Below are 20,200 nucleotides of genomic sequence, written 5' to 3'. Positions count from 1 at the left end.
GGTCTACTCCTCGTCGGATTCCGAGACGGCGAGCAGCGTCTGCTTGCGGAGCTTGCTGTGGGCCTGGTGGATGAGCACGCGGACGGTGCTGGGGCTGATGCCCATCACGGCGGCGATGTCGGCGGTGTCGTATTCGAGGAAGCGGCTGTACAGGAGTGCGTCGTACTGGCGCTCGGGCAGGCGGCTGATGGCGTGGTAGATCCCGAGGCCGTCCTCCATCGCCGCGATGACGGGGCGGGTGGCCTGGTTGGCGGCGTTCATGAAGAGGGCCTTCTCGACCAGCATGAGGACCTCGCCGCGCTGGCGGCGTTCGTGTTCCACGACGACGCGCAGGAGCCCCCAGGCGCAGCCGGTGGGGTTGGGTTCGGCGAGGACTTTGTCCCAGCGGAGGCCGAGGTGGGCGAAGACGTCCTCGACCAGGTCCTGGATCTGTTCGGGTTCGCTGAGGGTGAGCTGGGCGCGGGCGTAGTCGAGGTAGCGCTGGTGGTAGTGCTCGAAGAAGGCGTCGAACTCTATGGACACCAGCGGCTGGTGATCGTCGTCGCCGTCGTGGCCGTGGCCGTGGTGGTTCACGCGGCGGCCGCCGGGCCGGACGCGGCACGGTGGCGCTCGGCGGTGCCGGGGTGGTCGGCCATGGGCCGCACCCAGTCCTGCCCGGCCAGCGGGGTGGGCTGAGGACGGGCGGGGCGGATGAGGGTGTTCACTGCGGGACCTCTCGCGCTCGGTGCTGTCATTGCGTGGGGGAGACGTGACGTCAAGTGACAGCTTTTCGGACCGAGCCGGGTTTCGTTTAGCCCGAACGAGAAGAAAGTTGCGGAGCGTGTCAATCCGCCTACGGAGTGATCATCCGAAGGGTGGACCTCCGGAAGGCCACACGCCCGGGCCCAGGCCGCGGGGGCATCTGCATCCGGACGTCCCCGGCGGCGCACGGCACGCGGGACACAGTGGTATCCCCCCGGCATCGCCGGCTCCGACGTCCTGCCAGGAGCGTTGTGGGGCCAGCCGTCAGCTCACGGTGTGTCGGCTGCGGCTTCCGGCTCGGTCCGCAGCGCGGCCGGGTCCATGGCGGCGACCGTACGGGCAAGGTCCATCACGACGTCCAGGACCAGGCTGCGTTCCGGCTCCGCGCCGATTCCGGCACCGGGGTCGCGCAGCAGGCCGACCGTGCGGGCGAGCGCCTCGGAGAACCGCGCGCTCCGCAGGGGCCGGTCCGGCAGCGTGGCTGCCATGCACCGGGCGATCGCCTCGGGGCCCGGATCGCCGGAGACGGCGAGCAGCAGCTCGCGGGCCAGCGTCTGGTCCGCTCGGCTGGGCGTCCACCGGCCCGCCTGGAGATCGTCCCGGATCTCCCTGACCCTGTCGCCTGGGACGGTGTAGGGGGCGGAGCCGGACTGGACGACGATCTGCCGCAACAGCTGGCGGCTGGCCTCCGTCTCCGCCTCGTCGCTGAGGCCGGCCCATCGGGCCACCCACCCCGTGCCGCACCGGCTGCAGGTCAGGGTGAGCTGGTCGTCCCAGCGCCCCTGCCCGATGTGACCCTCCGTCGACGAGCACCGGTCGCACGACAGCGGCAGGAGGACCTCCGAGACGTAGACGTCCCCGTCGGGGGTCGAGTAGTCGGCGTCGAGACCCGGCGGGAGCGGGGTCACCCAGTCGACCGTCCGCACCCGGATCTCACCGGTGACCAGGACCTGCCACAGATGGAAGCCGGTGGCGCCCTGCGGGAGTTCGTAACCGATCACCGACATTGCGGGCCCCTGCCTGCTCGATTCCGATGTCTGGCATCCGCAGCCGCCCCTGCGGTGACGGGAACGGCCGCCCCAGGTACCGTACCGCCCCGCGGCCCGCGTGCGGGCCGCTCCGACGTCGTGGAACCTCCCGCGGCAGGCAGGACCGGGCGGCGGCCGCCTGCCAGCGGTCTCCTACGCCAGGGCGGCCACCGCGACGACGGTCTCCGCGCCGTCGGTGCCCGTCACGGCGGGCACCGGGACGGCCGTACTGACGCCGCCGCGCTCGTCCGGCAGCTGCAGCAGCACCTCGCGGGGCCGACCGGCGCGGCCCCGGCCGGTGCACCGGGCCGTGATCGTGCGCGAGCACAGAGCCCCGTACCCGTCGCCGACCCCCTCCCAGACCGCTCCCCCGACCGTCAAGCGCAGTTCGGCGGTGCCCGGCCACGGGTCGAGGGTCAGAAGCGTCGCGCCCGTGGTCCGAAGGCGTTGTTCGAGGCGGGCGAGCTGGCGCGGTGCGGGGGCTCCGGCGGGGCGCAGGATGATGGTGTCGCAGGCGTCGGCGAGGACGGAGGCGACTTCGGCCCAGTGGTCGCCGGGGTCGTCTGCCAGCAGGGTGCGCTCCCAGGGCAGGCCGTAGGCGCGGGCGGCGGCGAGGCCGACGTCGGGCCAGCCGATGATCGCGGTCCACAGAAGGCCGGACGCGGCGGCCGGGCCGGACGCGATCGCAAGCAGCAGGCCCGGGTCCAGGACCTCGACGACGGCTCCCTTGGGCAGGCGCCCGTCGGGCAGCAGGGGCTCCAGGGCGGGCAGGACCGGCCGGGTCGCGGCCTCCACGCGGGCCCGGCGGGCCTGCGGGCTGGTCTCCTCCAGCAGCGCCGCCAGCCGTTCCTCGCGCGTGGGCGCGGCCGGGTCGGGCACGGCGGCGATCCGCAGGCTCACCGCCGCTTCCCCGTGGCAGCCGCGGCCGCCGGGGTGGCCTGTCCGTGGGCGGGGATCGGGCGCACCGTGGCCGGGTCGGCGAGCAGCCAGGCGGCCTGGCGGTCCTCGCCCCAGCGCGCGTCGGCGATCCACGGCAGGTCGGGAGCGGGGCGGCGCTGTTCTCTGATCAGGCCGGAGCGCCAGCGACCGTCGGTGCGGATCCAGGCCAGGCGCCAGCAGCGCCCGGAATCGGCGGTGGCGGATGTGCCGGTCATCTCCAACGGCACGACGACGGCGTCGCGCGGCGGGGCGGGATCGGCCGGCTCGGGCAGCGGGCGGATCGTCGTCTCGTCGAACAGCAGCCAGGCCCACGCCTCCTCACCCGGGCCAGGCCCGTCCGAGCCCCAGCGGACGTGGACGACCCAGCGGGTGCTGCCCGGCGGGCGCCGCCACACCGTGAGCAGCGCCGGCCTCCAGCCGCCGCCGAGGCGGACCTCCACGAGGCGCCAGCGCCGCACGTCGTGGTGCAGGCCGGGCAGCGTCATCAGCTCCCGCGGCGCCCGCTCGGCGTCACCGGCCACGGGTACGGGGTGGCCGGGACGGGAGAACGGCACATCGACACTCATGGGAACAATTGTTCGATACCGGCTTCGAGTGATCAAACGTCAGCTCTGGCCGCCCCCGGCACGCGCCTACCGTGGGTCGAGGCGACCGCTGAGGTGGACGTGGCCCACAGCGCGGCGATGACCTGGCGACGCCGGCGGACGCACCGTCCCCTGGAACCCGTGGGGGCCTGCTCCATCGACTGCTTCGACCGGGACCGCGGCACGGCCGAGGAGCAGCAGGAGATGATCGACAGGGTGCCGGAGGCCCTGGCCTACTTCCTCGGCCTCGGCCCGGGCGCCCGCACGGACGACGGCAGGTAGTGCCCCGGGCCCGGGATACGCCGCAGGCCTTCGCGCCGGGCTGCCCGTAGAGTCCGAAGGGTGGCAGATGCGCCCGACGTCCCTCCCGGCTTCGACTCGATCGCCGACGCGCTCTACGCCCTCGTGCCGGAGGCCTTCGTCGCCGCCCGCAACGCGCGCGCCGACGAAGCCAAGTCGGCGGACCGGGCGCTGGCCAAGCGCATCCGCGCGTTGCACCGGCCCACCCTCGCCGCCTGGGCCGCCAACCTCCTCGTCCGCCACCACCGCGACCTCGTCACGCAGCTACTCGACGTCGGCCATGACCTGCGGGACGCCCAGGTACACCTCGCCGGAGACCGGCTGCGCGCGCTGACCGACCAGCGCCGCCAGCTGGTGCGCGCCCTGACCGAGCAGGCCCGCCGGGACGCGGCCGCCGCCGGTCACCCGCTCGGCACGGACGCGGTCGCCGACCTGGACCGCACCCTGTCCGCCGCCCTCGCCGACCCGGACGCCGCCCGGGCCCTGGCCCAGGGGCGGCTGCACACCGCCCTCGAACCGCCACTGTGGCCGGGCGCCACCGCCGGCGCACCCGAGAACGGCGGGAACGAGGCCCAGTCAGCGGACGTCCCCGCTGGAACCGAGGCAGGCCCGGCCCCGCGTACGGCGGCGAGCCGACCACGGCCGGCTGCGCAACGGCGCCCGGCCCAAAACTCTGCTGGCCCCCGCACACCGGCCGAGCCCCCGCACCGCCGGGAGCCCGCCGCCGACCCCGCCCACGGCGACCTCGACCGGGCCCGCGCCCGTACGCGTGAACGCGAGCTGACCGCAGCCCGGGCAGCCGTGACAGCGGCCGAGAAGGCCGAGCGGAAGACCGCCGGGCAGGCCGACACCGCCGAGCAGGAACTGCGCGCCGCCAGGGCGGCCCGGCAGAACGCTCAGGACGAGGCCGACCAGGCCGGCGCCGACCTCCTGCGCGCGCGGGAACGCAACGACCAGGCCCAGGACTCCCTCGCCCGGACCGACGGCCGAGTACGGACCGCCGAGCACGCCGTCGCCTCCGCCCGCGCCCAGGCATCCCGGGCGCACGACGCCCTCACGCAGGCGGCCGAGCGCCTACGCTACCTGGAGGAAAGCGGTCCCAGCGGCCGGTCCGGCTGACCACTGCGGAACCAGGACACCCCGTGGTTTGGCCGGGCAGGCCACTGTGCAAGCGCCCAGCAGGGCGTCGCCGTACCGCCTCCGAGCGGGGCGCAGCAGGGCGGCGACGCCCGTCCGCCCCTGTCGCACGGACCGGGACCGGAGGCGGGGCTGGCCATAGACCGTCCCGGATGAGCGGCGGCGGGCGCGGGGAGCAGCGTGCGAGCGAGGTTGGTGACCTGCCAAAGAAGGTGACGCCATGACGTGGGTCCTGCTGGAGACGATGCTGACCGTTGCGGTGAGCGGTCCTGCGGCGGGACCTTCCCCGGTCATCGTCCCCACTCGGAAAGGGGCGGTGCGGGGATGATGTGGTCGCTACCGGCCCCAAGGCTGACCGTGGCCACGAGCTGCCGCCGGGGCATGCGGCAGAGGCCAAGTTCGATGGGTTCCGGACGGCGCTCATTGTCCAGGAGGGCCGGGTGGAGCTGCGGTCCCGACGCGGTGCCGACCTCGGAGCAGCGTGCCGGGAGATCCGGCAGGCCGCGCACGACAAGCTGCCCGCCGGGAACGGCCTGGACGGGGAGCTGGTGGTCTGGGAGGAAGGGCGGTTGGCGTTCGAGCGGCTGCAGGCCCGCGGTGCCCGAGCGGCAGCCTCGGCGAGGGAGGGGCCAGCGCACTTCGCCGCCTTCGATCTGCTGCACCAAGGTGAGAAGGACCTGACCGCCTGACCGTACCGGCGGCGCAGGGCGGCGCTGGAGGCGTTGTTCGCCGAGCGGGAGCTGGGCGGGGTGCTGGCTCTGTGCCCGTCGACGACCGACCCGGCCGTGGCGCGGGAGTGGCTGGGCTGGACGGCCGTCGGGTTGGAGGGGTTGGTCTTCAAACGGCTCGATGAGCGGTACTTGTCGGGCTGCCATGATCTCTGACGAGAACGTGATGAAACGTTCCGCGGAAGAGCGGCTCCACGGCTTCTCGGCGGTGCGGGAACTGCTGGACGCGCTGCTCGCGGAGCCCGGCTGGCGGATCCTGGACGTCGGCGACCCGGCACTGCTGCCCGCTTCCGCGTCCACGGACTGACCGGCCGGCCGCCGGAAGACGCCGTGCGGCCGTGGCCGACCGCGGGAGCGGTCGGCCACGGCGCGGTGACGGCGTCACATCCAGGAACTGCAGGCCCCCGTGGTCACCCACTGGTGGGAGGAGATGGCGTCCGCGACCTCCCCTCCCCCGCCGCCGCCGAACACCCGCAGGGCGAGATTGCCGACAAACTGGCCCTGCCTCAGACAGGCGTAGCCGTTGCGCCAGGCGTCGCCACCGCCGGCGTCACGGTAGAACGCCACGTGCACCAACCCGTTGGGGTCCGACAGGCCGTTGTTCATCACGGAGCTCGCCCGGTTGTTGTCGGAGCCCTGGAAGGGGCCCGACGCATCACCCCAGTTGGCGTCGTTCCCGAGGGCGGTGCCGAGGAGGGAGCCGGTGCACCAGGTGTCCTCCCAAGCGATCACGGCGCCAGCCCACTGCGTCCGGTACGGCGAGCAGGTGTCCACGACACCGGCCTCCCGGCTGCTGTCGGCCACGGCGGTGCCGGACGGCAGGGCGGCCGTCAGCAGTGCCACGGCGGTGGCCGCCAGTGCGATGCGGGTCCTCTTCATGGTTTCCTCCCTGTCACACCCGCGGCACGGTGCCGCGGGCCGGTAGTTGTCAGGCCGTCCGGCCCGTGATCGCCCGGGCTCGCGGCAGCGCGGCCCGGGCGAGTTTTGTGCGTTCCCCAATCACGGACCGGTACCGCTCCGGCAACCGCCCGCGGTAGTGGGCCTCGAGACGCCGGGCGGTGTCGGCCAGGCCGGTGGACGCACCGCACCCTGCCTCGGCCACCGCCAGCGGCACCTCTGCCGCGGTGACCGCGTCCGGGCCGAGACCCGCCGCCCGGCGCCGGGCCTCGGCCCGAGCCTGGTCTGGCCGTTCGTACGGGAGCCCGGCCGCCGCCATGCACGCGGACCATGCGGAGAGCGCTTCGGCGAACCGCGCGTCCCGTGTGAGGTCCGGCAGATACAGCGGAGTCAGGTTCGCGGCGAGGGTGTCCGCGCGGATCCAGGCGGCGAGGTCCCCGTAGAGCTGTCGGCCAGCCGAGCCCTCGCAGCCGCCGAGGCGGCTGACAGCGGTTCCCCCGCCGGGCAGGTCGACGGAGAGCTCCGGGGTCCCGGCTCCCCCGCGCAGCGCCGTCGCGTACGCGTGCTGCCGTTCCTCGGCCAGCCCCCCGATGTAGGCAGCGTTCGGGTCGGTTGCCTTCTCGGCGGCGGCGCGGGCGAGACTGCCGCCCCCATAGCCGTGGGCGCGGGCCCACCGGGTGTCGTCCAGGACGAACCCGAGCGGCCGCAGTCCCTCGTCGCCACGGGTGGGCACGACCCAGTAGCGGAAGCCGCGCTCCGTCATGCAGTCCGCCACGAGCCGCTGTTCGGCTTCCCGCAGCAGAGCGCTCTCCACCTCGGTGGGGGGCGGCGCCGACTGCGAGGGGACCGGAGGATCGGAGCCGGTGTCTGACGCACAGGCCGTGAGCGCGGCGGCCGCCATCAGCGGCGCGACGATCCCCGGCACGAGGCGCGAGGGTCCGCCCGGGAGTGGCCGGCGACGCGTCAGTAGACGTCCCATCGCCGGTTCCTAAGGCTTGTAGATGCGGTCGATGTGGGCGTACTCGTCGGTGGAGATCTTGTGCCAGCCCGGTCCCCAGGCAACCCAGCGGTTGCCGAAGGGGGCGGTGATGAAGACATCCATCTTCCGCTGGGTCGGGACGTAGATCCCGTCTACGTCGCCCCAGCCCTCGGTGTTCGCGTGCCCGTTGAGGCGGCAGATGTTGTTCTGGATGTCGCCCCAGTTCATGGTGACGGAGACGGTTTCGGAGGTGCGGTTGTAGACGGTTCCGCAGACCCCGAACACGCAGCCGCCGAGGATCCGGGTGTCCGCGGCGGCCGAACGTCCGTCCCGGGGGCACTGGTCGGAAACCGCGGCCGCGGAAGCGGAAGCGGCGGGGAGTGCGAAGGAGGCGGCGATGACGGCTGCGAGGCCGGCAGCAGCGGTGCGCAGGCGCATGTGGGTCCTTCCTGGACACATGGTGGTTCGCATGGAGAGATCGCGTCGGCCTGCCGTAGCACCGGGGCTGCGGGGGACCGTCCGGTCGTCCGGTCCTCACTCGGTCCGGCGCGGTGGCCATCCTCGGCGCGCCGTCCGGACGCGGACAACGGCACCGGCGTCCCGAGCTGGGGTGGGACGCTCCCACCCCCGTGGACCTGGCGTTTCACCGGCGGCTCGGGACGCCCTGTGGAATGCTGTCGACGACGACGATCGCCACCGGGGGGATGACGATGGATCGGGAGACTGACGCACGCGAACTGGCGGCCGCCTTGACCCGGCTCAAGGACCGCAGCGGACTCAGCTACCAGGAACTGGCCCGGCGCACGTTTACCGGCCGGACCACGCTTCACCGTTACTGCACCGGCCAGGGGGTTCCCGGCAGCTACGACGTGGTCGCCCGGTTCGCCCAGGAGTGCGGCGCCCGGTCCGACGAGCTGAACGTCCTGCTCCGGTCCTGGCGGGCGGCCGCCGGCGCGACCGCTACCGTTCACGCGGAACCGCCACCGGAGCCGGGATCGCCACAGCCCCCTCCCACGCCGGAGCCACCCGGCGGTCCGGCGGAGGACGGATCGCACACCGACGGACCGCCACCTCGTCCTACGACTGGCCCGGCCGGCTGGCGCCGCGTGGCCGCCGGACTCGCCGCACTCTCGCTCCTCGCCACCGCGGCCGACAGTGTCCGGACCGAATCAGCCTCTCCTCCGTTTCTCCCGATCACCGCGGCCACCGCCCCGGCCGCATCCAGCTGGGCGGAGGCACCAGCCCCAGTACCCCGGCCGGCCTTCGGCGTCACCCTCAACAGCAGCTCCGGCGCCATGCCCACGTTCCGGGTGGGCAGCGTGCGGCTGTGGGACAGCGAGACCCGCTGGTCACAGCTCGAACCACAGCGTGGCGCCTACGACTGGTCGGTGCTCGACCGGCTGCTCCAGGGCAGCCGGGAAGCGGGGCTTCCGGCGCTGTTCGTGTTCGGCGGCACACCTGGGTGGGCCGCCCCCGCCGCGCGCCGGGCCGCCTACCCCGAGGATTCACGGGCTGCTCCGCCGGACGACCTGGCCGACTGGGAGGCCTTCGTCCGGGCGCTGGTCGAGCATGCTCGCGGGCGCATTGAGGCCTACGAACTGTGGGTGATGGCCAACCACCCGCACCACTTCAACGGCCCGACCGAGACACTGGTGGAGATGGCCCGGCGGGCCGGCCGCATCATCCACGCCCGAGACCCGGGAGCCATCGTGGTCTGTCCGTCGGTCACCGGGCTGTGGGAGCCGTCGGCCGACGCGTTCGTCCAGCGCTTCGCCGAACTCGGCGGCTATCAGGACTGCGACGCGGCCGGGGTGAAGCTGTACCAGCGCAGGATCCAGGACCCCCCGGAGACCATGCTGGAGGCCGTTCAGTCGGCCTACCGCAGCTTCCACCGGGCCGGCGTGCACCTACCGCTGTGGAACACCGGGACCACCCAGACGCTGCCCCTCAACGACCCCCTCGACCCACAGCGCGCCGCGAACCACGCCGTTCGGTTCTACCTCACCGGCTTGTACGGCCGCCGGTACGGCCTGGACCGGATGTACTTCTACGCGTGGGGGAACAGCACGCTGCCGATCGTCCTGCAGCCGGAGGGAAGACCGCCCACGACCGCCGCCCTCTATGTGGAACGGCTGCAGCACTGGCTCGCGGACGCGAGCCTCACCGGCTGCGGCCGGGGTTCGCAGGTCTCCCTCCCGGAGAACGCCTGGCAGTGCGAGTTCACCGTCCCGGTCCCCGACGGACCGCCCTCACGCGTGGTCGTCCTCTGGACCGACGCCGGAGAGGCCGAGACCGCGGTCGGACCGCGCCGGGCCTTGATGCACGACCTCGACGGTGCGACCCGCGAGGTGGGGGAACGCAGCCAGCTGCGCCTCACCGAACGGCCGACCCTTCTCACCTACGACTGACCGGGCCGTCTCGACGTGGTGCGTCCCAGCCCCGGGGGCACCTGCCGCCCCCGCTGGGCGCGCCGGAAGTGCGGGACCGGGAGCATCCACGTGATCCAGCCGAACACCTGATGCCGACGTCGCATCGATCGGCCCGACGTGTCCGGGCTCCGCCGCTCGGACCCGATCACCGTAGCGAGAAATCACCGAATGTGTCCGCGAACGAGCCAGTTCCTGGCAGGCTGGGCGGCTGCCGCCCGGCAGGGAGCATCGGCGGCGGAGCAGGTTGACGTTGCGTCAGTTCTGTTGAACCGTCCGTGCAGGGTGGGCCGTGGTCCTTGGATGGATGGCGCACGATGCCGTCCGGTGCCGCTTCGGCAGCAGACGATCCATTTTCGGCGGTTTCTAGGCAAGCGTCGTGCCTGTCTGTCGCGGCCGCCGGGAGACGCGGAGTGATCCGCAGGCAAGGGGGCTTCAGTGAGGTATGCAGGCCAGCGGCTGATCGGCGGAATCGCTGCTCTTATGAGCGCTGCCGCGCTGATCACTGTGACAGGCAGCGCTCAGGCGGCGGATACGGGGGCAGGGGCTGGCGCCGGGCCGGTAGTGCAGGCTGCGGGAAGTCCGCAGGCGGATTCCGGTGGAACGCCCCTTCTCGGTGACGGCGCAGCAGGCGGGGTGGCCGCTGTGCAGGACCGGCTGGAAGGCGCACGGATGACGGTCGGCCTCACGGCGTCTGCGGCTCCAGGACCGCGTCAGGGAGCGATCCCGTCCTGGTGTACCAGTGAATGGGAGGTCAACCGGACGGAGGCCTGCTACACGCAGACGAATCAGTGGGAGATGACCGACCAGCACGGCACGCCGGTCGGTGGGATGACCTACAAGGTCACCAACTATCTGAAGGCCGACCCCAAGAGCACGCAGGTATACGGCTATTTCCAGGTCGACTTCCCGTACGTGTGGGGTGAGGCCGCCAGCGCCGACTTCACCTATACGACCGGCTGCACCAGCGTGTCCTGCAAGCCCCTCTCCTTCTACAACGGCGGGCGGATCAGCCAGGGAGCCTCGTTCTACTCCAACGACGCCTACACCGACACTCCCGCGGCTTCAACCCAGGACCACGCCGAAGCGACCTACAAGATCACGATCCACCCCCTGGGTGGGACCGAGGTCGCCGGTGAGTGGAACTCCCCGTACTTCCGGTGCGATGACCAGGTCCCCGGATCAGCGGCCGGCTGTGTCATGCCGAACGGGCGGCCGGTGACAGACATGCGCTACCTGCCGACGATCTCTGCGGGCATCCGGAAGGTGCAGAGCGCTCCTCTGCACATGGGCCAGCCGGACAGCCCGAATCCGCTCACCCGCTCCACCTCCCCGACCGTGGAGTCGGACAACCGGAAGGCAGCATGCCCGGTACCCGGCGTCCCGAAGCCCACGACCCCCGCCGGCACCGTGTGGTCGTGCGACGAGTACCCGTTCGCCACGACTCTGGAAGGCGCCGCCAAGACACCTCCGCCGAACAGCGGGTCCGTCTGGGTACCCAAGGCCGAGAACGACAGTCAGGGCGGCACTCTCAGCGCGTTCTACGCGGCCCAGCGCGTGCTGAACGGCGACAAGTTCTACGTGGCGGCGTGATGAGCACCTTCTCGATCGAGACCAGGGTGTCGCACTCCCAGTTCTGGATCAGGGATCCCGATACCGATCCCGACCCCGACGTCTACACCGGGCTGAACGGCCTGATCCAGACCCGCGGCGGGGAGAACCGCGCCACCATTCTGACCGGCACCGCGTTCGGGAAGATCGCGCTCACCTTCGAGCCGTGTCAGACAGAACCATCGCTCACACTCGACGGGTGGGAGGACGTCGTCGACGTCAGCATGACCTTCACCACCCCGAGAGCAGGCTTCGTCGGCCATGGCTTCCAGGACGACCCGATCACCAGCCTCCCCTACCTGTCCGCCCCGGGTCCCGGCTCCTACCGGGTCAGAGTCCACGTCCGGGGCCGCAACGAAGGCCTGGACCTGGAAGACAACTACGGCGACCCGGTCGAGTCCTACCTGATCCAGGCATGGCCGCACCCCGTGAACCCCGAGATCCGGCACAAGCTCACCGACCGACGCGGCCGACACGTCCGCACAGCCTGAAGCAACGGTGCCTCGGCCGTGGGCAACCCCAGCCGAGGCACCGCGCCCTCAGCCGCAGCAGCCCCGCACCCTCAGCGCTCACCGCCTTGGCGCTGCGCACGCTGACGCTGGGGGAAGCATCTGCCGCGGCACCGCCCAGCCTGACCAGCCGACCGCCCCGCCGTCGACGACCACGCTGCGCCCCTGCCGCGATCCCCGCCCCACAGGCCGCTGGGTCCACCGCGGCAGCGGCTGCGCCTACCCCCGCGGGCCAGTGCGGGTCGTCGCCGACAGGGAATTCGCGGCGATCACGGTGGTACGCGCGGTACGGTCGGCCCACCGTCGATCCCGGAGGCCCTCATGGTGTCCACTCCGCCTGCCAGCCGTCCGGGTTGGGACGATCTTCCTCCCGCTGTCCGTATGGCTGTCGAGGAGCGTTCGCGGGCCCGGGTGAGGGGCGTGAGCTACCCGTCGGGCGGGTTCACTCCAGGCATCGCCGCGCGCCTGCGGCTCGCCGACGGCGGTCGAGTGTTCATCAAGGGTGCGCCGGTGGCTGACCGGGCGGCGGGGATGTACAGGGCCGAGGCCGCTGTGGGAGCGTATCTGCCCTCTCGGATCGCTCCGGCGCTGTTGTGGACGGTGGAGACCGGCGGGTGGCTGGTCCTCGGCTTCGAGGATGTCGACGGCACGAATCCGGATCTCGCGCCCGGCTCGGCGGAGCTCGACGCGGTGCTGGAGACGGTCGGTGAGCTGGGTGAGCTGCTGACACCGTGCCCGGCCGGACGGGCCGGGCCGTTCTCCGCGCTCGCCGAGACCCTGTGCGGGTGCTGGGTTCGTCTGTCCGAGGGCGGCCTGGACGGCTGGGACCAGGAGCACTCCGTGGAGCTGGTCGGCATCGACAGTCCGGCCGCCTTGGTGCGGGCCGCTGAGGGCGACACCCTTTTGCACTGCGACCTGCGCGCGGACAACATGCTGCTGAACGCCAGCCATGTGCGGGTCATCGACTGGTCGTGGTTCGCCCGGGGCTCGGCCTGGGTCGACGCCGCGTTCTTCCTGCCGCAGCTGGTCCTGGCCGGCCACACCGCCGCTTCCGCCGAGCGTCTGCTCGCCGAGCGGGTTCCCGCCTGGCGGGCTGCGCCCGAGAAGGGGGTGCTCGCGTTCGCGGTCGCCATCACCGGGTACTGGGCGTGGCAGCAGCGCACCGGGCCCGGCGGCGCGCTGGGCGCCTACCGGGCCCGGGCCTCCGCCGCGGGGCGTGAATGGATTGCTTACCGCGCGGGCTGGAACTCCCCCGCGGCGGTGACCTTGTAGGAGCCGCGGGCGACCAGGTCGGCGAAGCCTCGGGCCAGGACCGCATACAGGTGCGCGGGGCACAGGTAGCCGAGGTAGTCCTTACCGGTGCGACCGTCCGGGGCGTGCAGCAGGACCTCCGCGGCCTGACTTACCGACACCTTCTCTGCCTCGTGGAGGGTGTGGGCCAAGCGGGCGGCGGTGCGCTCTGCCCGGGCGGTGTGCCGCCGGTAGGCGGCCGGATTCCCGGCGAGGAAGACGTTCGGCGTGGTGAGCGCATTGAACACCAGCCGGAGTCGGAACGAGTCGGTGGTCAGGAACGCGGTCTCGCGGACGGTGGCCGGCGTGCCCTCACCGGAGGTGAAGCCTTCGCCGTCGGCGGCCTGTTCGGCCTGGTGGAGCGTGGTGTACAGCTTCGTCTCGTAGGGGACCTCGTCGTCCAGGTCGAGCCCGTGCCGCCGGTGGAGTTGCTTCACCCGCTCCACCAGGTCGGCCAGCCGCTCGGCGGTGAGCGGTGCGCGGCCGGTGTACAGCAGGTCGAGGTCCGACCCTGCCCGGTGGGTTGCAGTGGCGTGAGAGCCGTACGCGAGCGCGTAGCCGCCGGGGAAGGCGGAGAGGCGGGCGGCGTCCTCGAAGGGCGCGTTCACCGCTGTGCCTGCTCGGCGAGGGCGGTGACGTAGTCGAGGACCTCGGCCATGTGGGCTTCGGTGATGCGCGGGTTGATGGAGACGAAGCGCAGCGGGGCGAGAAGGGCGCCGTGCCGGACGCGGCCCGTGTCGTCGGGGATCGTGAAGTGGTGCAGGTGCCAGTGGCCCTCGTCGAGGATCCGAGCGTGGACGGCCCGGTTGAGGTGGTTGATCCGTTCTACGTCCGGGGCCTGCGGGTCGTGGTCGTCGGGCAGGACGAGGAAGGCGACCGCGCACATGTCCGGCTCGTTCAAGCGCAGCAGGCCGGGCCGAGCATCCACCAGGTCCGCGAATTGCCGGGCGCGCTCCAGGCGGTCGTCCATCATCTGGGCCAGGCCCTGTCGGCCGAGGGCGCGCAGCGTGGCCCAGGCGCGCAGGGACGTCCACTCCTTGGTGCCGATGAACGGGGTGACCTGCCCGAACGCGAAGTCCTCTTGCATGATCAGGTCCGAGTAGGAGGAGATCAGGCGTAGCGCGGCGGGGTCGCGCAGCAGGAGTGCGGAGGCTCCGTAGGGGACGTTGAGGACCTTGTGGGGGTCGACGGTGACGGAGTCGAACTGGTCGATGCCGTCGAGGAGGTGGTTCAGGCGTGGGGTGAGGGCGCACATCAGGCCCCAGCAGGCGTCGGTGTGCAGCCACACGTCGGGGTCGTGTTCGCGGACGGTTTCGGCGACGGCGCGCAGGTGGTCGACGGTCTGGGTGCGGGAGTCGCCGGCGTAGGCGACCACGGCCATCGTGTGGCCGCGGCCGGTTTTCACCGCGCGGGCGAGCGCGGACAGGTTGTAGCGGAAGGCGTTGGTGTCGACTTCGGTGATGTGCGCGCCGCAGCCGATCCAGGTGGACGCGGACTTCACGCTGTAGTGGCCGATGCCCTTGGGGACGATCAGGGCGAACCGGCCGGGATCGGTGACGCCTCGGGCCAGGGTGCCGGGGACGGCATGCTCGCGGGCGAGCATCATCGCGGCCGCGTTGGATCCAGTACCGCCGTAGGTGGTGATCCCACCCGCGTCCCACACCGAGGTGACTTGGCCGGTGGGCGGGTTGCTGTAGCCGATCAGGCCGCGCAGCCAGCGCAGCACGGCGATCTCGGTGAACGTGCCGGACGGTGAGCAGAAGGACTGGTTGATGAGGTTCTGCTGGGCGAGGACGGCGAACAGGGCGGCCGCGAGGGAGGCGGTGTCGGCGCCGGTGTCGCCGAAGCCCATGAAGCGGGGCGAGTTCATGTTGACGCAGTACGGCAGCACCGTGTCGGTGATCTCCCGCCAGATCTGCTTGGGGCTGGACGGGGCGTCGGGGAGGTCGCTGAGCAGGAGGACGCGCAGCTGCGCGGTGGTGGCGCGGGCGGCGTAGACGCTCTCGGCGCTTTTGTGTGCCAGGCCGGCGGTGACGACGTCTTGGAGCAGCCTGGTGGTCTGTTCCAGGGTGTCGGGGGTGAGGGCGTGCATGGTTGCTCCCGAGTGTGGGCTGGGCGGGTGGTACCGAAGGCCTCTGCTGGGCCGTGAGGCCGGGGAGGCGTGGGTGATACCGGGCGGTTGCAAGTCCCGGTGGGGCAGTGGGCGGCACGGCCTTTTGGCGGCGGCTGGTGCGTGTGTGCAGCGGTGAGGGGCCGGGGTGCCCGGCGGGGAACAACGAGGATGTGCCCCACCACCAACCGTGTTAGGGCTAGGACTATGCTCGACCTGGACCGACAGGCCGTCAATAGGCCTAGTCCTAATCTGGTTCTGGCGTGCCGCGAGTGAACAAGGAGGCTCAATGAACGTCCCTGCCTACCGGCAGGTCGCCACCGACCTGCGCACCGCGATCGAGCGCGGGGACTACCCCGAAGGCACCGCACTGCCGAAGCTGGAAGAAATCGCCCAGCAGTACGGCATCGCCAAGCAGACCGCCCGAGAAGCCGTCTCTGAGCTGGAGAACGAGGGCCTGGTCGAGCCGGTCCGCCGACGCGGCACCGTGGTACGACCCGTCCCCGCCCGGCTGCGCCTGCTACGCACCAGGACCGTCTACCGCGACGAACGCGGCTACTACTTCGACCCCGCGGCCCAGCCCTGGGTGGCACTGGAACCACCCACCATCGACTGGGGGCCCGCCCCACGCGACCTCGCGCCCGTCCTCGGCGTCCAACCCGGCGAGAACGTCCTCATCCGCGACCGCGTCATGGGCGACCCCGACACCCGCGCACCCAAACAGCTCGCCACCAGCTACCTGCCCGCCCCGCTGGCGCGCGGCACCCGCCTGGCCGAACGCGACACCGGCCCCGGCGGCATCTACGACCTGCTGGAGCAGATGGGCCACGGCCCCCTCGCCTGGCACGAGGGCCTCGGCGCCCGGATGCCCTCCCCCAAGGAGGCCGAGCGCCTGGCCCTGCCCAAGGGCGTGCCGCTGCTGCGCGTCGTGCGCACTACCTCAAGCCCCGCCGGCACCGTGCTGGAAGTCAACGACACCCGCATGTCCGGCGACGACTTCGAGTTCGGCTACACCATCACCCGCGACCCCTCCGCCGCCCCGGCCCCGTAGGCGACCATCGCGGACCCAAGACAACCGCGCCGATCCCGACGCCGTCCTCCTCGCCGACCCGACCACCCAGAGACCGGGTCCGTGGCGAGGGGATTTGCCTGGGCAGCGCGGGGCGAGCCTCGACGGTGGAGAGCCTCTGTGCTGCTGGCGTCGGCGCTCCCGCGGCCGCAGCCTCACCGAACAGCTCGCGGCATGCGGCCTGGACACCTCCCGGATGGAGACCGACGGCGACGCGAGCCTTGGATCTATGCGAACGCCTGGCCGTTCATTTCCGCGATTCGGTCTCGGCACCGCTGGTCCACTGTCCTCTGCCAGCGGAGATTCGAGTAGTCGACGACCTGCCCGGTCCGGGGCACCCGGAAGTCGAGACCGCACCCGACACGAGATGCAGATCCGCAGTTGCAACATCCGCGCTCCAGCTGCCAGCCAGGGCTGGTGCGCAGCCCGTCCACGAGTTGCTCGCACGGGGGGCCGTCGGTTGTCTCAACTCTCAAGCTGTGCCCGCTGGTCCAGGCCTCGGTTGCATTGACGGTGCCGCTGCCGACCGTTACGCGGATGCGGCGCAGAAGTGGGGAGGCGAGCCGGGTGTCGTCGCTGTCGTACAGACAGCGGGATGTGTGCACTGATCGCTCAAGGGATGTCCAGTCCGCTTCTGCGGCCAGTTCCGTTTGTCCCACCGCTGTCGCCATGCGGTTCCACCAGCGTGTTGGGAATCCGGTAAGACGGATTTCGGCGTCGTGGCCCGGCCGGTACAGGCGGACGGCTCCGGACGTGGTCTGGTAGCGCACGCCGGGCACGCCATTGAACTGGTCCACCGGGTCAGGAGCAATGTCCGGGTAGTGCTGTGGCAACAGGCGCTCGGCCCAGTGTCGGACGATGTAGGGCTCACTAACCAGACGGATGGCCAGCTGCATGGCGCTTCGCGGGCGGACGTTGATGATGCCTGCCGGGTGAGGCGAGAAGCCGCCGGCCTTGCAGACCTGGAGGAAGACTTCCGCCTCGAGGTCAGCCTGTTCGGTGCTGGCATCCGGCACGGTTCGGATGTCCTCGCCCGCCTGCATCATCGCCAGCAGGAGCCGGTGCGGCTCACCGGTGAAGCGGCGCCGTGCGGCGGTCAGCTCCAGCTTGGAGGAGATCGGGTCCACCATGGTCACATCTTCCATGCCGGCGATGCCCCCGAGGACCGGCACTGTGGATCGTGTGACGATGGAGACCAGTGAACGCGAGCTTGGGGCTGGTCCTATGCAGCAAGCCTCGGGGGATGCCAAAGGCTGCGCAGCCGGGCGCTCACGGGCCCGCTCAGATTGAAGAACAGCGCACCACGGCTCGTCAAACCACCGCGCCTGAACGAGGCGAGACCTCTCTCCTGGTCGTCTCGCTCGAAGACGGTGTGGTGTCCTGCATTCCGTCCGGTCTCTTGCATGCAGCACGCAGCCAGTGCCCTGCCGCAGGGGGCCTGCTCTGGGTCCGCCACGCCCGGATCGGCTACCCGTGTGCGACCTGACCTGGATGTTCTGACATCCTGTGTCGGTCCGAAGTACCAGCCAACTGGGAATCACACGGAGCTTCCATGGCACACGTGCATGTCCTTCTGAACCAGAAGGGCGGCGTCGGCAAGTCGACGCTGACCGTCAACCTCGCCGCCGTCACCGCCGAGGTCATCGGCCGCAAGGCCGGCGAACAACCCCCCGTTCTCGCCGTCTCCGTCGACCCGCAGGGCTCGACGGCGTGGTGGTCCAACCGCGTCGGCGACGAACTTCCCTTCCTCTTCACCCAGGCCCACAACGACCTCGGGTCGCTACGCAAGCTGCGTGCAGTCAAGAGTGTCCGGCACATCTTCGTCGACACCCCGGGCTGGCTCGACCTGTCCGACGACGACACCACCGCCGACCCGCTCGGCGACGGTAAGGCCGCGGACATCCTCCGGGCCGTCCTGGACAACGCCGACAGCGTGATCCTGCCGATCGAGCCGGAGCCTCTGGGCTTCAAGCCGACCGTCCGCACGGTCCGCCAGATCGTCGAGCCTCGCGGCCTGCCCTACACCGTCGTCATCAACAACTGGGACCCGCGCGACGGCGACGTCGACCTACGGCAGACCCAGGAGTTCGTGGAGAAGAACGGCTTCCCCCTGGCGAAGACCGTCGTGCGCCACTACAAGGTGCACTCCCGCGCCGCTGCAGAAGGCCTGGTCGTCACCCAGTACAAGCCCAACCGGGCCTCCTTCGAGGCCCGGGAGGACTTCTTCAAGCTGGCCCTGGAGCTCAACCTGAACGGAAACGCCCGATGACTCGCCGCGTCAATCTCGCCGACATGCTCGACGGCGAGCCCCTCGACGAACCCACCCACGCCGCTCCCCGGCCCCCGGTCCTGAACGTCACGCAGATCGCACACAACCCGGACAACCCTCGGGGCGTCATCGACGAGACCGACCAGGAGTTCCTGGACCTGGCCACCAGTGTCGAGAGCGTCGGTGTGATCACACCGCTGACGGTCTGTACCGCTACGGCGTTCCTGAGGCACAACCCTCAGCACGCCAAGAAGATCGCGGGCCGCCAGTATGTCGTCGTCGCGGGCCACCGCCGGTTGGAGGCGGCCCGCCGGGCCGGGCTCACCGAGGTACCGGCGTTCGTCAACGAGAACGCGGCAGAGGACCCGCTCGTGTGGGCCGTGGCAGAGAACCTGCTCCGAGTAGGGCTCACCCCGATCCAGGAGGCCCACACCCTGCGGGTCCTCACGGACAAGCCGCCGGCGGGGCGCGGGATGTCCCAGAGCAAGGTTGCCAAGGGCATCGGCAAGACCCAGGCGTTCGTGTCCTTCCGCATCGCGCTCCTTGGTCTGGTCCCGGAACTCCAGGCCAAGGTTGCCTCCGGCGAACTCGGGGTGAAGGCCGCCCGGGCCTACACCAGCCTTCCGGCCGAGGAACAGCTCAGCACCTACGAAGCGTCTCTCGCCAAGCCCCCGGTCGCGTCCGCGCCTGCTGGCAGGCCGGCCGTCCCCCCGGTCAGCTCAGGAAAGGACCTTCCGGCTACTCCCCCTCCGGCAGCTGATCCCGCTCCGCGCCCCGCCGATCCGGCCCCGGTACCGCCAGCACCGCGCCTCGAGAGCCCTGTCGGTGCAACTGCGGATTCCCGGACACCGACGCCTCAGGAGACTGCGGTGGTCGTCGCCGACTCAGGCGGCGTGCCGGAACCGCGCGCGCCGCATGCGGAGCCCGCGTCAATCCCGGACGTCGACTGGCATGACATCGACGCCTTCGCCAGGGCCGTGCGGTCCGTCCTCGACAAGACCGAGGTGTACGAGCTGGCCGAGGCACTGATCGACAGTCTCCGGGACTGACACCCATAACCGGGTTATGGGCGCCCTGGTGATGGCGGTCCGGCCCCGGACTGTCCTCGCAATAACCGGGTTATGAGTCCGGCCAGAAACACAGAAGGGCCTGCATCCTCAGCTCCATGCTGACGGTGCAGGCCCTTCTGTGCACTGGTCACCGCAGGCACCGCCCTGGCCGCTCGACCCCTACGGTAGTAAAGCCCCGATCGAAGGACCTGCATCGAGGAGGCTACTGAGCAGGAGCCTCCCGGGCCCGGCCGCGAGAGCCGGTGCCAGCAGATGAGTGCGCATCCCAGGCTCAGGAAGGCCCCGGGGTTGTCATCGCGGATCTCCCAGCGGACGCGCAGGCGGCGGAACCAGTGAACGGCAGCGAAGGCGCGTTCCACGCCCCAGCGGAGTGCTAAGTCCGGAGCCGTGCTCGATGCCTCGACGGGCGTGACGGCGAGAGCAATAGTCAAGAGTTGTGGGTGAGACCCTCCGACTCGACGGTGGTGATCTCGGCTGCTGCGAGCCGGGCCTCCTTGCGCACCTCTGGGTCTG

The 20,200-nt window shown here is 71.4% G+C and carries 22 protein-coding genes and 1 pseudogene; 12 read left to right on the top strand and 11 right to left on the bottom strand.

Annotation, left to right across the window (positions count from 1 at the left end; translation table 11 throughout):
• Nucleotides 1-3: 3 nt before the first annotated feature.
• The 5 genes from ACFY0X_RS33825 to ACFY0X_RS33805 all read right to left on the bottom strand — a co-directional run bounded on the left by ACFY0X_RS33825 (nucleotide 4) and on the right by ACFY0X_RS33805 (nucleotide 3,274).
• Entirely contained in the window at nucleotides 4-573 is a 570-nt protein-coding gene (locus ACFY0X_RS33825) for an RNA polymerase sigma factor (RefSeq protein WP_387760338.1), read from the bottom strand.
• Complete coding sequence (locus tag ACFY0X_RS33820; RefSeq protein WP_387760337.1) at nucleotides 570-704, bottom strand: hypothetical protein; 135 nt, start codon at nucleotides 702-704, stop codon at nucleotides 570-572. Before ACFY0X_RS33820 ends, ACFY0X_RS33825 begins: the two co-directional genes overlap by 4 nt.
• 306 nt (nucleotides 705-1,010) lie before the next feature.
• Nucleotides 1,011-1,748, bottom strand: a complete 738-nt coding sequence (locus ACFY0X_RS33815; protein WP_387760336.1) for a hypothetical protein — start codon at nucleotides 1,746-1,748, stop codon at nucleotides 1,011-1,013.
• A gap of 174 nt (nucleotides 1,749-1,922) precedes the next feature.
• Nucleotides 1,923-2,669, bottom strand: coding sequence for a hypothetical protein (locus tag ACFY0X_RS33810; RefSeq protein ID WP_387760335.1), 747 nt, complete (start codon nucleotides 2,667-2,669; stop codon nucleotides 1,923-1,925).
• The gene (locus ACFY0X_RS33805; protein WP_387760334.1) at nucleotides 2,666-3,274 is read right to left on the bottom strand and encodes a hypothetical protein; all 609 of its coding nucleotides are present in this window, start codon (nucleotides 3,272-3,274) and stop codon (nucleotides 2,666-2,668) included. Before ACFY0X_RS33805 ends, ACFY0X_RS33810 begins: the two co-directional genes overlap by 4 nt.
• Before the next feature lie 159 nt (nucleotides 3,275-3,433).
• On the opposite strand from ACFY0X_RS33805, the gene ACFY0X_RS33800 reads away from it, so the two are divergent.
• The 4 genes from ACFY0X_RS33800 (at nucleotide 3,434) to ACFY0X_RS33785 (ending at nucleotide 5,764) form a co-directional block, all read left to right on the top strand.
• Nucleotides 3,434-3,574, top strand: a complete 141-nt coding sequence (locus ACFY0X_RS33800; RefSeq protein WP_387760333.1) for a hypothetical protein — start codon at nucleotides 3,434-3,436, stop codon at nucleotides 3,572-3,574.
• 60 nt (nucleotides 3,575-3,634) lie between these two features.
• Nucleotides 3,635-4,711 carry a hypothetical protein gene (locus ACFY0X_RS33795; RefSeq protein WP_387760331.1) on the top strand — a complete coding sequence of 359 codons (1,077 nt, stop codon included), beginning with the start codon at nucleotides 3,635-3,637 and terminating at the stop codon, nucleotides 4,709-4,711.
• A 347-nt stretch (nucleotides 4,712-5,058) separates the two neighbouring features.
• Entirely contained in the window at nucleotides 5,059-5,418 is a 360-nt protein-coding gene (locus ACFY0X_RS33790; RefSeq protein ID WP_387760330.1) for a hypothetical protein, read from the top strand.
• A 205-nt stretch (nucleotides 5,419-5,623) separates the two neighbouring features.
• Nucleotides 5,624-5,764, top strand: a complete 141-nt coding sequence (locus ACFY0X_RS33785; RefSeq protein WP_387760329.1) for a hypothetical protein — start codon at nucleotides 5,624-5,626, stop codon at nucleotides 5,762-5,764.
• A 74-nt stretch (nucleotides 5,765-5,838) separates the two neighbouring features.
• Here ACFY0X_RS33785 and ACFY0X_RS33780 read toward each other — a convergent pair whose 3' ends face one another.
• The 3 genes from ACFY0X_RS33780 to ACFY0X_RS33770 all read right to left on the bottom strand — a co-directional run bounded on the left by ACFY0X_RS33780 (nucleotide 5,839) and on the right by ACFY0X_RS33770 (nucleotide 7,771).
• Nucleotides 5,839-6,336: a hypothetical protein gene (locus tag ACFY0X_RS33780; RefSeq protein WP_387760328.1), complete on the bottom strand. Its 498-nt coding sequence runs from the start codon at nucleotides 6,334-6,336 to the stop codon at nucleotides 5,839-5,841.
• Between the two features lie 49 nt (nucleotides 6,337-6,385).
• Nucleotides 6,386-7,279 carry a hypothetical protein gene (locus ACFY0X_RS33775; protein ID WP_387760326.1) on the bottom strand — a complete coding sequence of 298 codons (894 nt, stop codon included), beginning with the start codon at nucleotides 7,277-7,279 and terminating at the stop codon, nucleotides 6,386-6,388.
• Nucleotides 7,280-7,342: 63 nt separating this feature from the next.
• Nucleotides 7,343-7,771, bottom strand: a complete 429-nt coding sequence (locus ACFY0X_RS33770) for a hypothetical protein (RefSeq protein ID WP_387760325.1) — start codon at nucleotides 7,769-7,771, stop codon at nucleotides 7,343-7,345.
• Between the two features lie 233 nt (nucleotides 7,772-8,004).
• Between ACFY0X_RS33770 and ACFY0X_RS33765 the strand changes: the two are divergent.
• From ACFY0X_RS33765 to ACFY0X_RS33745, 5 genes and pseudogenes are all read left to right on the top strand, one after another.
• A pseudogene (locus ACFY0X_RS33765) lies at nucleotides 8,005-8,238 on the top strand (helix-turn-helix domain-containing protein); the annotation flags it as partial.
• A 390-nt stretch (nucleotides 8,239-8,628) separates the two neighbouring features.
• Nucleotides 8,629-9,741 carry a beta-galactosidase gene (locus ACFY0X_RS33760; protein ID WP_387760395.1) on the top strand — a complete coding sequence of 371 codons (1,113 nt, stop codon included), beginning with the start codon at nucleotides 8,629-8,631 and terminating at the stop codon, nucleotides 9,739-9,741.
• Nucleotides 9,742-10,557: 816 nt separating this feature from the next.
• The gene (locus ACFY0X_RS33755) at nucleotides 10,558-11,352 is read left to right on the top strand and encodes a NucA/NucB deoxyribonuclease domain-containing protein (RefSeq protein WP_387760324.1); all 795 of its coding nucleotides are present in this window, start codon (nucleotides 10,558-10,560) and stop codon (nucleotides 11,350-11,352) included.
• Nucleotides 11,352-11,861 (top strand): hypothetical protein, encoded by a 510-nt coding sequence (locus ACFY0X_RS33750; protein ID WP_387760322.1) that lies wholly within the window; start codon nucleotides 11,352-11,354, stop codon nucleotides 11,859-11,861. Before ACFY0X_RS33755 ends, ACFY0X_RS33750 begins: the two co-directional genes overlap by 1 nt.
• 438 nt (nucleotides 11,862-12,299) lie before the next feature.
• Nucleotides 12,300-13,151 (top strand): phosphotransferase family protein, encoded by an 852-nt coding sequence (locus tag ACFY0X_RS33745; RefSeq protein WP_387760321.1) that lies wholly within the window; start codon nucleotides 12,300-12,302, stop codon nucleotides 13,149-13,151.
• On the opposite strand, the gene ACFY0X_RS33740 is transcribed toward ACFY0X_RS33745, so the two are convergent.
• Nucleotides 13,109-13,777 carry a hypothetical protein gene (locus ACFY0X_RS33740; protein ID WP_387760319.1) on the bottom strand — a complete coding sequence of 223 codons (669 nt, stop codon included), beginning with the start codon at nucleotides 13,775-13,777 and terminating at the stop codon, nucleotides 13,109-13,111. The two genes, ACFY0X_RS33745 and ACFY0X_RS33740, sit on opposite strands and share 43 nt — an antisense overlap.
• Complete coding sequence (locus ACFY0X_RS33735) at nucleotides 13,774-15,261, bottom strand: pyridoxal phosphate-dependent decarboxylase family protein (protein WP_387760317.1); 1,488 nt, start codon at nucleotides 15,259-15,261, stop codon at nucleotides 13,774-13,776. Before ACFY0X_RS33735 ends, ACFY0X_RS33740 begins: the two co-directional genes overlap by 4 nt.
• Nucleotides 15,262-15,568: 307 nt before the next feature.
• Between ACFY0X_RS33735 and ACFY0X_RS33730 the strand changes: the two genes are divergently transcribed.
• On the top strand, nucleotides 15,569-16,330 hold the full coding sequence (locus ACFY0X_RS33730; RefSeq protein WP_387760316.1) for a GntR family transcriptional regulator: 762 nt from the start codon (nucleotides 15,569-15,571) through the stop codon (nucleotides 16,328-16,330).
• 245 nt (nucleotides 16,331-16,575) lie between these two features.
• Here ACFY0X_RS33730 and ACFY0X_RS33725 read toward each other — a convergent pair whose 3' ends face one another.
• Complete coding sequence (locus tag ACFY0X_RS33725) at nucleotides 16,576-17,493, bottom strand: hypothetical protein (protein ID WP_387760315.1); 918 nt, start codon at nucleotides 17,491-17,493, stop codon at nucleotides 16,576-16,578.
• Between the two features lie 407 nt (nucleotides 17,494-17,900).
• Between ACFY0X_RS33725 and ACFY0X_RS33720 the strand changes: the two genes are divergently transcribed.
• Together ACFY0X_RS33720 and ACFY0X_RS33715 are read left to right on the top strand one after the other, a co-directional pair.
• Nucleotides 17,901-18,617 (top strand): AAA family ATPase, encoded by a 717-nt coding sequence (locus ACFY0X_RS33720; RefSeq protein ID WP_380456771.1) that lies wholly within the window; start codon nucleotides 17,901-17,903, stop codon nucleotides 18,615-18,617.
• A complete protein-coding gene (locus tag ACFY0X_RS33715) occupies nucleotides 18,614-19,666 on the top strand; it encodes a ParB/RepB/Spo0J family partition protein (RefSeq protein WP_387760314.1) in 1,053 nt (350 codons plus the stop codon). Before ACFY0X_RS33720 ends, ACFY0X_RS33715 begins: the two co-directional genes overlap by 4 nt.
• The last annotated feature ends 534 nt before the right edge of the window (nucleotides 19,667-20,200 follow it).

It is taken from the genome of Kitasatospora sp. NPDC001547, from assembly GCF_042894165.1.
Taxonomy (GTDB): Bacteria; Actinomycetota; Actinomycetes; order Streptomycetales; family Streptomycetaceae; genus Kitasatospora.
Note: the sequence above shows the minus strand (reverse complement) of the source record. Positions and strands in the feature narration are given on the sequence as shown.